We start from the raw sequence: 13,175 nt of genomic DNA on the forward strand, positions 1-13,175 counted from the left end.
CCAGCCAAGTTAAAAGCAGCATTCTTGCGCATCAAGAATTTAAGGACTTTGCTAGCCGCAGCTTATTGCCATTTAAAAATTGGATACCCGAAGCTAAATTAAAAGAGATAAAAGTCGGTGATAATCCAAAAGTGTTTATCTTTAATATTTCAGAAAACTTACTGGGCAGCTATGCCAATAGCGAACTACTCAGTAAATACGATATTTACCAAATCCTCATGGACTACTGGGCTGAAACTCTACAAGACGATGTGTATGTATTGGCACAAGACGATTGGCAAGCAGGTAATACCTTACGGGAGTTAATTGCTAAAAAGGGCGAAAAGCTCAAAGAAACGCCTGATTTAATTATCAATAAAACAAAGTACAAAGCTGAACTTATTCCACCAAGCCTGATTGTTGCCCGATACTTTGCAGGTGTTCAAGCGCAGATTGATGCCCTGCAAGCTAAACAAGACGCAGCCACTCAAGCCCTTGAAAGCTATATTGAAGAACATGGTGCTGAAGATTGTTTATTAGCTGACGCCATGAACGATAAAGACAAAATCACCAAAGCCAGTGTCGCTGCCAGAGCTAAGTTAGCAACCGATGCTGACGAAGTTAAAGCACTTAAACAAGCAACTAAGTTGTTTAACGCTGAAACTGCTGCTAAAAAAGCAGTAAAAGAAGCGCAAGAAGCATTAGATTTAGCTGTATTTAACCAATATCCACAACTCACTATTGAAGAAATCAAAACCCTAATTGTTGATGATAAGTGGTTAGCCACATTACAAACCAATATAGTTGCTGAAATTGAGCGTGTTACTCAACAAATGGCAAATCGCGTAAAAGAGCTAGAAGAACGCTACAGCACACCATTACCAAAACTCACCCAGTCAGTTGATGATTTAAGCTCTAAAGTCGCAGGTCACCTAGAAACGATGGGCTTGGAGAGCATCAGATAATGAAAGATCACATCAGACAAAATCAAAATTTTTATCAAGCTGAATTGGGTGAATTCCCCTCTGATTGGCCAGAAGCAACTTTAAATGAACTTAACTCAGGTCAAAGCCCCGCTTTAAAAGCTGGGCCTTTTGGTTCAAGTTTGACAAAAGATATATATGTAAAATCTGGATTCAAAGTTTACGGTCAAGAACAAGTAATAAGGGGTGATCTTACTTATGGAAACTATTTTATTGATGAAAAAAAGTATAGGGAATTAAAAAGTTGCGCTGTAACTGAAGGCGATATTCTGCTTAGTTTAGTTGGTACAGCAGGGAAGTTACTTGTTGTTAATTCTTCGGCCAAGGCAGGAGTGATTAATCCCCGGCTTATCCGGTTCAGGTTTGACTCAAAAAAAATATCTTCTAATTTTTTTAAATACATGTTTGAATCGGAAATAGTACAAAATCATCTTGAAACTAGTGCCCAAGGTGGAACTATGGCTGTTTTAAATGCGGGGATGTTAAAAAACTTACCGATTCCACTTCCTGTGTTGCCAGAACAAACCACCATTGCCAATGCCTTATCCGATGTTGATGCGCTATTAACGGAATTAGAAAACCTAATAGACAAAAAGCAAGCGATTAAAACCGCCACCATGCAGCAACTGCTAACAGGCAAAACTCGTTTACCCCAATTCGCCACTTACACCGAAGGTGAAAAACAAGGCCATAAAAAAGGCACAAAACCCAGCGAACTAGGCGAAATCCCTGAGGATTGGGATGTTTCTACAATTGCTGACATATCTCTTGTTCCTATGCAAAATGGGCTATTTTATGAACCTGCACGAAAAGGAAAAGGTGTCCCGCTTATTAACGTATCAGACATGTATACTTCAGCTCCGATCTCAGTTGAATCGTTAGAGCTATTCAATGCATCGAAAACAGAATTAAAAGCGTTTAAGGTCAATGAAGGCGACTTGTTCTTTACTCGTTCATCTATAGTTCCTAATGGCATAGCATTCTGTAATGTTTTACCTAAAAGCGATAAGAAAGTTGTATTTGATAGCCATCTGATTAGAGTTAGAGTTAATCCTAAAATTGCAGATTATAATTATGTGTACCTTAACTGCTTGGCAAAACACTCAAGGCTACATTTAATAGCAAATTCAAAGACAGCAACAATGACAACTATTGATCAGAAAGCTATCAATTGTTGTCCTGTACTGCTGCCATGCAAAGAAGAACAAACCGCAATTGCCACTATCCTCTCGGATATGGATAACGAAATCCAAACCCTTGAACAACGCTTGACGAAAACCCGTCAAATCAAACAAGGCATGATGCAACAGCTACTCACAGGCCGCACAAGGTTGCCATTTAAAAGTCTTGAGACTGAACAGGATGGAGGTAGCTGATGCCGACAGAACAAAGCCTTGCCCAGCTGCGAGCTCTGTTAAAAGAGTTATGCCATTTACCCGATGAAACCGAATGGGTGGAATTTAAGCATAATGTTGATGTGATTAAAATTGGCGAATATATCTCTGCACTCGCAAACTCAGCCGCGCTACTTGGCAAACAAACTGCGTACTTAGTTTATGGTGTAGATGATAAGACCCATGATGTAATTGGTACGAACTTTAAACCTTCAACTCAAAAGCATAAAGGGCAAGAGCTAGAGAGCTGGTTGTTACAAAAAACCGCACCCAAAATACATTTTCAGTTTTACGAGTTTACCCATGTTAACGATTTACCTGTTGTTATTTTGGAGGTGCAGGCAGCAGCGCATACACCTGTGCAATTTGATGGTACAGAGTTTATTCGTATTGGCTCTTATAAAAAAAAGCTACGTGAATATCCCGAAAAAGAACGTGCGTTATGGCGCGTATTTGATAACACCCCGTTTGAGCAACAATTAGCAGCAGAAAACTGCAATGTTGAAGAAGTGCTAAAGCTTATAGATTACCCCTCTTATTTTGACTTAGTTAACTTACCACTGCCTGAAGGTCGCGAAGGGATTTTAAATGCGCTTGAAGCTGATAAACTCATTAGTGCAACGCAAGCGGGTAAATGGCATATTACCAATTTAGGGGCGATATTATTTGCTAAAAAGCTGCAAGATTTTCAGCATTTAGCTCGTAAAGCAGTGCGGTTAGTACAGTATAAAGGGAATAGCCGAGTAGAAACAGTACGAGAACTCGAAGGTAATAAAGGCTATGCCGTTGGCTTTGAGGGACTTATAGATTATTTAAAGACCCTACTACCTTCTAATGAAGAAATTGGCAAAGCATTTCGTAAAGAAGTACCTATGTATCCAGAGCTAGCAATACGCGAATTAGCGGCTAACGCTATTATTCATCAAGATTTTTCGTTAACAGGCACTGGACCTATGGTTGAGCTATTTGATACGCGCATGGAAATAACCAACCCTGGTATTCCGCTAGTCGATACAGATCGATTTTTAGATTCCCCACCCAGAAGCCGTAACGAAGCGCTAGCTTCTTTTATGCGTCGTATTAATATTTGTGAAGAGCGTGGTACGGGTATTGATAAAGTTATTTTTCAAACTGAGTTATATCAATTACCTGCCCCTTTATTTGAAGTAACTGAGCACCATACTCGTTCTGTTTTATTTGGTCATAGGGAGTTTGCTGAAATGGACAAAGAAGATCGTATTCGTGCCTGTTATCAGCATTGTTGTTTAAAGCATGTAAACAGAGAGCATATGAATAATAAGTCGCTACGCGAGCGCTTTGCTATTGCAGAAAAGAATAGCGCAATGGTAAGCAGAATAATAAAGGATACAGTCCATGCGGGCTTAATTAAACCTTATGATGCCGATGCAGGAACCAAAGCAATGCGCTACGTACCACACTGGTATTAATTTGCTTGACCGTTGCTTGACTAGATAATCAATTTAGTGATTTTATAAAGCAAAAAAAAACATAACAAGTTGTAATTTATAAACTTTATTTAAATCAATTTGCTTGATTACTTTATAAATAAAGAGTTTTAATAATCTAAAATGTGAAGTTGAAATAATAACTATGACAGGAAAACTTAATAAGGACATTATATCGGTTAGCACATTACTCAAAAAGAGTAATTTAGCTATACCCAACTATCAACGCCCTTACAAATGGACACAAGCTAACCTTGCTGATTTGCTCGGCGATTTAAAAATTTATAGAGGTAAATTAGCTTACCGCCTTGGATCTATTGTATTTCATCAACATTCAGAAAAAAAACAAGAAACGCTCGACATTGTTGATGGGCAGCAACGTACGCTCACACTTGTGCTATTAGTAAAAGCCTTGCTAGATGAACGGCTCAATACAAATGACTCCAATGCACAAATTAAACGTCAAGATGTAAAAACATTGCTGCTCTCACTTGAGCAACCAATTAATAATTTTTTACAACGTCAAACCTTTAATAGTGATATATCGCATCGTAATTTACATCAAAATTTTATGGCAGCTAAACGCGCGGTAGCACGAAGTGATTTTACCGAGGCCGATATTGAGTTTTTATTGAAACACTGTGAAGTGGTTACTTTTGTACTTAATGATGTATCTGAAGCCTTTCAGTTTTTTGATTCACAAAATGCCAGAGGCCGAGATTTAGATCCGCACGATTTGTTAAAAGCCTTTCATTTACGTGAGTTTTCAGACGCTGAAACCGAATTAAAAGCCGATTCTGTACGCCATTGGGAAAGCTTAGAGAGCGAACAGCTAGCACGATTGTTTGCTAACTACTTATTTCGTATTCGCAACTGGGCACAAGGGAAATCGGCACTGTATTTTAACAAATCACAAGTGGGATTATTTAAAGGGGTAAATCTTGACCAGGTTGGTCTTTACCCGTATGTAGAACCACTTCGCATTTCCCATCACTTTGTTGATGACTATAACGCGCAATATCAGCGCCATATTGATCATCAACATATGCGTTTTCCTTTCCACCTTGATCAAATGATTATAAACGGTAGGCGCTTTTTTGAAATGACGAGTCATTATCAGCAAAAAATTGCTGAGATAGTGAGCGATGAACGTAATAGCAAAAATAACGACCCTAAGCAGCTTATTCGCATATTAGATAACGAACTAGAACCACGTGCTTGTGAGATTTTATACACACTTAACAGCTACAGTTCACGTACACGAACAGGTGATGGCTATATACGTAATCTATTTGATTGCGCGGTGATTTTTTATTTAGATAAGTTTGGCCCACATGAGCTATCGCAAGCTATAGAAAAGCTGTTTATTTGGGCTTATAGCTGCCGCTTGAAAATGCAGGTTGTTGGTATTGAGCGCATGAATAAACATGCACTCACCCATAATGTGTTTGAGCGAATAAAACAAGCAGTACAACCAAGTGATGTATTAAATTGGCCTTTACCAACATTGAAAAAGTCTGAATGTAATGGAACTAAGCTTACCGAGATCGCTAATCTGTTTGAGGAAATGAAATACTATGAATAATGTCCAAGCACTCAAGGTGCAAAGCAGTAAAGTCATCGCGAACAATCAGATACATAGTTACAAAGTTAAAGAGTTATTAAGTGATACTAACCGATATTTAGTCCCTATGTATCAACGTAACTATGCATGGGGTGAAGGTGAAATTAATCAATTAATACAAGATGTGTTGGATTATCAGGAAAATAAACCAAATCAAACTTATTATATTGGGACATTGGTGGTGTTTAAGCGCAAAGATGACAGCTATGAAGTCATAGATGGCCAGCAGCGCTTTACGACCCTCACCTTATTGGCTTTTGCTCTTAAACGTATGGTCACTAAGTATCAAACCTTTGATATGGGTTGGTATGACGTAGTAAATCTCAGTTTTGAAAGTCGTCAGAAGTCATCTGACACTTTTGCAAGTTTGATTCAGGGCGTTGCTTTAGAGCATCTAAGCACAAATGACTATAATTTAGATGTAATTAATGGTTATACATTACTTGAAAAGGGCTTATTAGCGCTTGGAGCTAAGCTAGAAGGTTTTTGCTCTTACTTATTCGATAAAGTAGAAATTACTCGTGTTTGTGTACCAGAAGATACCGATTTGAATCATTACTTTGAGGTAATGAATAATCGTGGTGAACAGCTTGAAAAGCATGAAGTGATTAAAGCAAGATTGATGTCGGTGCTAACCGATGACAATGATAAAGAATTATTAAGTAAGGTCTGGGACGCTACCGCTAATATGGAACGTTACATTCAGTATGGTTTTAACCCAGATGAGCGCCACTGCATATTTGGTAAAGACGACTGGGGGCAATTTACGCCAATAAATTATGCTGATTTAGCTGCGTGTATTGAAAGCGTAGCCAAAACAAAACAGAGCGGAAGAATTGAAAGCGCCTCTCTTTCGCTAAATGACATGTTAGCCAAGCCACCAACGTCGTCTTTAGGGACAGATATTTCGCTTACACCTGAGCGCTTTAATAGCGTGATTAACTTTTCAAACTTCTTACTTCATGTGTTACGAGTTTTAACAAAACAAGACATCGCATTAGATGATAAGCGCTTACTAGAACAGTTTGATAGATATTTAAAAGACAGCAACAATAAAGTTAAAGCAGTAAAAGACTTCGTTTATGCATTATTAAAGTGCAAATACCTTTTTGACCAATTCATCATCAAACGTGAATTTAGTGACGGTAAAGATAAATGGAGCTTAAAGCGTCTGCATTTTTATAATACAAAAAGCCAAAGCTATATAAACACTTTTGGTGGCAGTAATGAACTAGATGATGAAGATGGCTTTAAGGGAGAAAACCGAGTATGCCTAATGTTGCTGTCGGCTTTTCATGTTTCCACTCCGACTTTGGTTTATAAGCATTGGCTTAATGCTGCTCTTTACTATCTATACAACGCAGAAGAAGTGGATTTTGAAGGTTACATGAAGCACCTAAGACGGGTAGCTAAACGCTTTATATTTGACCGTTTTCTCTCTCACCAAGAGGGTAGAACGTACTTTGAAATGATTTATAATTCGAAATCAAACGACTATCCAAAAAATTTAACCGCAAATGATATTAATATTGATAAGCTGTGTTTTGGGGAAATAGAGAATAACTTTGTTTTTAACTATCTTGATTATTTGCTTTGGCGAAAAAAACGTAATTCAACAGCTGTTATTTCTGAGTTCGAATTTACATTTAGAAGCTCTGTTGAGCACTTTTATCCGCAACATCCAATGAATGAATTCGAACCACTTAAAGGTGGTTCGCTTCATGAGTTCGGTAACTTGTGCTTAATAAGTCATAGTAAAAATTCACGTTTAAGTAATTTCCCCCCTAAAACAAAACTTAATCATTTTACCGCTGGGTTAAAGAAAAATCAGATCGATAGCCTAAAGCTATATGAAATGCTACAACTAATGGAGCAAGACGATAGCTGGGAAGAAACCCAAATAATAAAGCATGGACAAGAAATGCTGTCTATTTTATGTGGTTCAACAAAAACAAAAAAGAAAACGCAAACAAGGAAGTAGTATGAGTAATGTTGGTCAATTAGAACGAAAAACCCAAAACCGAGCAGTAACATTTTTCAAAGAGCAGCTAAATTACGACTATTTAGGTGATTGGGAATACCGCGAAGGCAACAACAACATTGAAACGGCATTACTTACTAAATGGCTTAAAGCCCGTAGAACACCTGAAGCACTTATTAAGCGTGCATTACGAAAATTAGACGCTGCCGCTGCCCTAGGCGAAGGTAAAAAGCTATTTGATGCTAATAAAGATGTATACCGGCTACTGCGTTATGGCGTAAAAGAAAAAGAAGGCACGGGACAGCAAAATCAAACAGTTTGGCTGATCGATTGGGAGAACCCAGAAGCTAATCATTTTGCGATTGCTGAAGAGGTAACCGTAAAAGGCGACCAGCTCTCACCTAAAAGAAAGCGCCCTGATATAGTAATTTATGTAAACGGTATTGCGCTAGGCGTAATTGAATTAAAGCGCTCATCGGTCTCAGTAAGTGAAGGCATTCGTCAAAACTTAGATAACCAGAAAAAAGATTTTATTCGTAATTTTTTTAGCACCATGCAACTGGTTATGGCGGGTAACGATACGCAAGGTATACGCTACGGTACTATTGAAACCACTGAGAAATATTACTTAGAATGGAAAGAGCCAAATAGTACACAAGGCTTACCAGCTGCGGGGGTAACAGCAGACACCTTACTAGATACTCATCTTGCTCAATTATGCGATAAACATCGGTTTTTGCAGCTCATACATGACTTTATTGTGTTTGATGCAGGCGTTAAAAAAACCTGTCGGCATAATCAGTTTTTTGGTATTCAAGCCGCTAAAAAACATGTAAGAGCAAAGCAAGATGGTATTATTTGGCACACTCAAGGCTCAGGTAAAAGCCTCACTATGGTGTGGCTCGCTAAGTGGATACGCGAAAACATAACGGACTCACGAGTATTAATCGTGACGGATAGAACCGAACTAGATGAACAAATTGAGAAGGTGTTTTCTGGTGTTGATGAAGAGATATATCGCACCCAAAGTGGCCAAGATTTAGTTGCCACCTTAAACCAACCTAACCCTTGGCTATTTTGCTCATTAGTGCACAAATTTGGCCGCAATGGTGAAGCTCCCAGCGATAAAGACGATGAAGAAGCAACAAAAGATTATCTTGAAGCACTGACTAAAAACTTACCAAATGACTTTGCTGCTAAAGGCAACTTATTTGTGTTTGTGGATGAGTGTCATAGAACGCAGTCGGGTAAGTTACACGAAGCAATGAAAGCGCTTTTACCTGAGGCTATGTTTGTTGGGTTTACTGGTACACCATTAATGAAAAAGGACAAGAAAAAGTCTTTAGAGGTATTTGGCCCATACATTCACACCTATAAGTTTGATGAAGCTGTAAATGATGGTGTAGTACTTGACTTAAGGTATGAAGCTAGAGATATAGATCAGCATTTAACCTCTGATAAAAAAGTAGACCAGTGGTTTGCTGCAAAAACAAAAGGGCTTTCAAACCTTGCAAAAATGCAGCTCAAACAAAAATGGGGCACGATGCAAAAAGTTCTCTCGAGTAAATCTCGCTTAGAGCAAATTGTTAGTGACATTTTAATGGATATGGAGATCAAACCTGCACTTATGTCTGGCAGGGGTAATGCTATGTTAGTTTGTGCAAGCGTTCATCAGGCCTGTGTTGTTTATGACTTATTTAGTAAATCAGACTTAGCTAACAAATGTGCAATTGTGACTAGCTATAAACCAGCAGCAAGTACAATTAAAGGCGAAGAAACGGGTGAAGGTAAAACAGAAAAGTTATTTAAATATGCAACCTATCGCAAAATGTTGGCTGACTATTTTGAGCAACCGGAAGAAGAAGCAGCAAAACGCGTAGAAGAGTTTGAAAAAACTGTTAAAAAACGCTTTATTGAAGAACCTGGTCAAATGCGGTTACTTATTGTAGTAGATAAGCTATTAACCGGTTTTGATGCTCCTTCTGCTACCTACTTATACATTGATAAAAAAATGGCTGATCATAATCTGTTTCAAGCAATTTGCCGTGTAAATAGGCTTGACGGTGAAGATAAAGACTATGGTTATATTATCGATTATAAAGATTTATTTCGCTCATTAGATAAAGCGATTAAAGATTTTACCGCTGAAGCTTTTGATGGTTACGATGAAGACGATGTTGCTGGTTTATTAAAAGATCGCCTCAAAGAATCTAAATCTGATTTAGACAATGCATTAGAAGCTGTTAGAGCTTTATGTGAACCAGTAAAAGCACCAAGAAATACTAAAGACTTTATTCATTACTTTTGTGGTGAATCAGGAGTTGAACCAACAGATGAAAACGAACGCAATGAAAAAGAAGCACTGCGTTTAACCCTTTATCAAACCGTTGCCAAACTTATACGTGCATACACCAATGTTGCAAATGAGATGGATCAAGCTGGTTATTCACTGACTGAAGCTGAAAAAATAAAAAAAGAAGTCGCTTATTTTGAGAAAGTTCGTGACGAAGTAAAACTAGCCAGTGGCGACTTACTCGAAATGAAACGCTTTGAGCCTGCAATGCGACATTTGCTTGATATGTATATTCGTGCTGATGACAGCGAAGTACTCATGGATTTTGAGGAACTTGGCTTAATAGATTTAGTGGTAAATAATAATGGCGCAGGACTTGATTCATTACCTGAAGGCATTAGAAATAATGAAGAATCGATGGCGGAAGCGATTGAAAATAACGTTAGAAAAACCATCGTTGATGAAAATCCTGTAAACCCTAAGTACTTTGAAAGTATGGCTACATTACTTGACGCTATTATTGCGCAGCGCAGAGAGCAAGCTATAAGCTACCAAGACTACCTAGAACAAATTAAAGCTTTAGCTAAAAAAGTTGTGAACCCGACAGGCAATAATGCCCATAACTACCCTACTTCAGTAGATAGCCCTGCCAAACAGGCTATTTACGATAATTTTGGCAATGATGAAGTACTTACAAGTAAAATTGATACCGCAGTGCGCTACACAAAAAAAGCTGAGTGGCTTGGCGATAGGTTTAAAGAGCGTGAGATTGTTAATGCAATTAGGCAAGAGACATCAAGTTATGAAGTTGATATTAATGAAGTTATGGAGCTTGTAAAAGCCCAAAAGGAATATCATTAGTGGATAAAGCTAATACTGAAGTGATACAAATTGGCGGTATTGATGTTGAAATTAATCGACGAGACATTAAGAACATCCATCTAAGTGTTTTACCGCCCAATGGTAAGGTTAGATTATCGGTGCCTAATAAAACAAGCGAACAAACCATTCGGCTTGCTATTGTTAACAAACTTGCTTGGATAAAAAAGCAACAAGTTGACTTTACCAAGCAAGAACGACAGTCAATCCGTGAAATGGTCAATGGTGAGTGTCATTACCTTTGGGGAAAAAAATACCGGCTAGCAATAAAAAAGCCTGAGGGTAAATTTACCGTTACCGCGAAAGGTAGCGGTCAGTTAGAGTTAAAAGTGAATGAGAATACATCACCCGATAATTGCCTCAAGTTATTAAACCGCTTTTATCGTGATGAAATGCAACGATCAATTGAAAAGTTACTGCCCTCATGGCAAAAAAAACTAGGCGTAAAAGCAGACTCACTTAATATCAAAAAAATGAAAACAAAATGGGGCAGCTGCAATATTCAGGCAAAGCGGGTTTGGCTCAACCTTGAACTTGCTAAAAAGCCACCTGAATGTTTAGAATATATTTTAGTGCATGAGCTAATCCACCTACTTGAACGACACCACAATGAACGTTTTAAAGCATTGATGGATAAGCATCTTCATAACTGGCGCGAGCGCCGAGACTTACTAAACAGTTTGCCTTTAGCTTATGAAGATTGGCAATACTAGTTTTTTACATGGAAAGATTTTAGCTAATATAATTTTAAATATTTTCAATTAACGAATTAGCTATTATCACCTTATGTTTTTTGAAGCCTGAGTATTTAACTTCCATTGAATGAGTAAGCGCATTGAAATGTTCTGGGCTAGTAGCATGCAAAATTTCATTTTTTTCATAATCTAAAAAGTACACAAAGTGCCCCGATTCGAATGCGGTGCTAATTCTTGAGTTCCAAAAACGCCCATCACGACCTCCTTTATGAAAACCTGTAATTAGCACCTCAGTGCTCGCGAGTATATGTTTGAAAATTACATGATCAGCAATACCCTTTGGGGTATATACCGAATCAAAGCGCGTTATAATACAATTTGTAACTCTATAAGCCTGAATTTTTAGTTATTTTGGTGTTTGTTACAGCGAGTAAGTGAGCATTTTGAGTATCATATTTTAAAAGTGCAATTTTATTGCCCGATTTTACTAAATCAAAATTGCCAAGCTTTTCTAAAAGAACTAACTTTTTATTAGTTGAAATACTGAGGTAGTGAGCCCAATTAACCTCTTTTAAGTTGAGGTTACAATCACTATCAGCTTCGCTATTATTAGGCTCATTTAACGCTAATACCGTTTCAAAAATATCATTATAAAGATTCATAGCAAGAGCCTAATTTAAGCCTATATTCACTGCAACAAACTTAAAGATAACATGATATAGATCGCTGCATTATAAAAATAATTACACAAAAAAAGCGCCCTAATAAAATCAGGACGCTTTGCGTTTAGGACAAATAAACAGGTTTATACAAATTTAAATAACAAATATTTTAGCGCTACCTTCATACTACGCTTATTACTTTGGCAATATTGCTCGTAGTTAATTATGCCAATAGCCATCTTAGTGCAAAACAAACTCAGAGCTATAAACCAAGCTAAGTCTTCAGTTGATTGGTACAGTGAAAACAGTAACTCTGAGCCACCAAATGCAATGGTCGAATATACGATTTCTATTCGATACCGACTAATTGCTTTCAATATTTTGGGCATTAAAAACCATCATCAAACGAGTCAAATGCATCAAAACAATCGTGCTCTATAGAGTCCGCTATCGATTTTTCAACCTCGAAAACAGTCATTACTCTATCGTGTTGGCCTACCACATTGCCGCCTACATCTACGATATTGCAACTCGCATTAGTAATAGGAAGACCGCTGGCTGGATTAATAGCAATATCAGTAACGTCATTATTTTTCATTTTTATACCTCAGTAATCATTAATTTATGCTTTCAAATTTAATGAATTCATGATAAAAAACAAACACGTTTGACTGCGCAGCTCAGCAACAAACAGTTTGAATAAGTAGTTACCTCTCCCCTTACTTCACCTAATTTTTATTAAGCTAAATCCCTTATTCTTTTCTAAAAAATTCAATAATAAGTTTATTTTGAGGGCGGTTTTTGTCTGAAAGACAGGTTTTAAAATGGCATTTTTCGGCACGAAAAACTGCAAAAAAAGCGCCTCAGAATGAGGCCAGTAGCTCGCGTAATACGTTGGAGGCGCAGCCGGAAATGTATGGAGTCGCGCGAATGTACAGCTGGTCTGTACTAACCGCGATAATGTTTCGCATCAGCGAAATTCGATTAAAATTTGGCACAAATTGATATCGAACCATCTATTTTCGTAGAAAATAACAGCAGATGAAAAATGCAAATTATGGGGCACCCATTGCATTGTCAGGCGCGGCAGTATGGCGGGTAGTACAGGGCGTAGCTCGGTGCATTCGCGCTGGGTCTACAACGCTAGCGCGATAGCGCGTCGAGTCAGCTCGTTGCGGAGCAACACCAGAGCTGACGGGCGTTTTAGACCCTATGGCTG

10 protein-coding genes and 1 pseudogene are annotated in these 13,175 nt (G+C 38.0%); 7 read left to right on the forward strand and 4 right to left on the reverse strand.

All coding sequences use genetic code 11. The features are described from left to right. The 7 genes and pseudogenes from L647_RS0117015 to L647_RS0117045 all read left to right on the forward strand — a co-directional run. A pseudogene (locus L647_RS0117015) lies at window positions 1–944 on the forward strand (type I restriction endonuclease subunit M); the annotation flags it as partial. Beyond that, entirely contained in the window at window positions 944–2,338 is a 1,395-nt protein-coding gene (locus L647_RS1000000125040) for a restriction endonuclease subunit S (protein ID WP_024612117.1), read from the forward strand. The pseudogene L647_RS0117015 and the gene L647_RS1000000125040, both read left to right, overlap by 1 nt. Beyond that, a complete protein-coding gene (locus L647_RS0117025) occupies window positions 2,338–3,804 on the forward strand; it encodes an ATP-binding protein (RefSeq protein WP_024612118.1) in 1,467 nt (488 codons plus the stop codon). The genes L647_RS1000000125040 and L647_RS0117025 overlap by 1 nt, the downstream gene beginning before the upstream one ends. Window positions 3,805–3,967: 163 nt before the next feature. Beyond that, window positions 3,968–5,407 carry a DUF262 domain-containing protein gene (locus L647_RS0117030; RefSeq protein ID WP_024612119.1) on the forward strand — a complete coding sequence of 480 codons (1,440 nt, stop codon included), beginning with the start codon at window positions 3,968–3,970 and terminating at the stop codon, window positions 5,405–5,407. Further along, window positions 5,400–7,427: a DUF262 domain-containing protein gene (locus L647_RS0117035; RefSeq protein ID WP_029880530.1), complete on the forward strand. Its 2,028-nt coding sequence runs from the start codon at window positions 5,400–5,402 to the stop codon at window positions 7,425–7,427. The genes L647_RS0117030 and L647_RS0117035 overlap by 8 nt, the downstream gene beginning before the upstream one ends. 1 nt (window position 7,428) lies before the next feature. Next, window positions 7,429–10,581 carry an HsdR family type I site-specific deoxyribonuclease gene (locus tag L647_RS0117040; protein WP_024612121.1) on the forward strand — a complete coding sequence of 1,051 codons (3,153 nt, stop codon included), beginning with the start codon at window positions 7,429–7,431 and terminating at the stop codon, window positions 10,579–10,581. Next, on the forward strand, window positions 10,581–11,312 hold the full coding sequence (locus L647_RS0117045; protein WP_033024457.1) for a SprT family zinc-dependent metalloprotease: 732 nt from the start codon (window positions 10,581–10,583) through the stop codon (window positions 11,310–11,312). Before L647_RS0117040 ends, L647_RS0117045 begins: the two co-directional genes overlap by 1 nt. A 34-nt stretch (window positions 11,313–11,346) precedes the next feature. Here the strand turns inward: L647_RS0117045 and L647_RS0117050 are convergent, their stop codons facing one another. The 4 genes from L647_RS0117050 to L647_RS0117065 form a co-directional block, all read right to left on the reverse strand. Further along, the gene (locus L647_RS0117050; RefSeq protein ID WP_024612123.1) at window positions 11,347–11,583 is read right to left on the reverse strand and encodes a hypothetical protein; all 237 of its coding nucleotides are present in this window, start codon (window positions 11,581–11,583) and stop codon (window positions 11,347–11,349) included. A gap of 97 nt (window positions 11,584–11,680) precedes the next feature. Further along, window positions 11,681–11,956 (reverse strand): hypothetical protein, encoded by a 276-nt coding sequence (locus L647_RS0117055; protein WP_024612124.1) that lies wholly within the window; start codon window positions 11,954–11,956, stop codon window positions 11,681–11,683. Window positions 11,957–12,099: 143 nt separating this feature from the next. Continuing rightward, complete coding sequence (locus L647_RS0117060) at window positions 12,100–12,345, reverse strand: hypothetical protein (protein ID WP_024612125.1); 246 nt, start codon at window positions 12,343–12,345, stop codon at window positions 12,100–12,102. Continuing rightward, entirely contained in the window at window positions 12,345–12,554 is a 210-nt protein-coding gene (locus L647_RS0117065; RefSeq protein WP_024612126.1) for a hypothetical protein, read from the reverse strand. Before L647_RS0117065 ends, L647_RS0117060 begins: the two co-directional genes overlap by 1 nt. Window positions 12,555–13,175: the final 621 nt, after the last annotated feature.

It is taken from the genome of Pseudoalteromonas sp. TB64 (assembly GCF_000498095.1).
Lineage (GTDB): Bacteria > Pseudomonadota > Gammaproteobacteria > Enterobacterales > Alteromonadaceae > Pseudoalteromonas.